Origin of the sequence: Phormidium sp. CCY1219, from assembly GCF_035615515.1 — a bacterium.
Taxonomy (GTDB): Bacteria; Cyanobacteriota; Cyanobacteriia; order Cyanobacteriales; family Laspinemataceae; genus CCY1219.
Genome location: NZ_JAJENT010000832.1, coordinates 1 through 236 on the forward strand (window position 1 = coordinate 1; position 236 = coordinate 236).

Here is a 236-nt window from a genome sequence, read left to right on the forward strand (position 1 = left end):
AAGTACCGACCACCTAACAACTTCGAGGCAAACTTTACCCTGGAAACAGGAGACAACCAACTCATGTTCGTACTAGTCGTAGGTAAAAACAGAAAACCGCTAAACCCCTGTCATCCGGCAAGGGCAAGAAAATTTCTCAAAGAAGAAAGGGCTGTTGTCCTGCGACGCTACCCTTTCACCATCATGTTGAAAGACACAGAAGAGGACTCGTCGGTAAAAAAACCAGAATACAGACT

At 45.3% G+C, this 236-nt stretch carries 1 protein-coding gene; it reads left to right on the forward strand.

Annotated features, from left to right (window positions below):
* Positions 1-63: 63 nt before the first annotated feature.
* Positions 64-236: RRXRR domain-containing protein (locus tag LKK83_RS32070; RefSeq protein ID WP_324634419.1), on the forward strand; the 173-nt coding region annotated here is incomplete at its 3' end.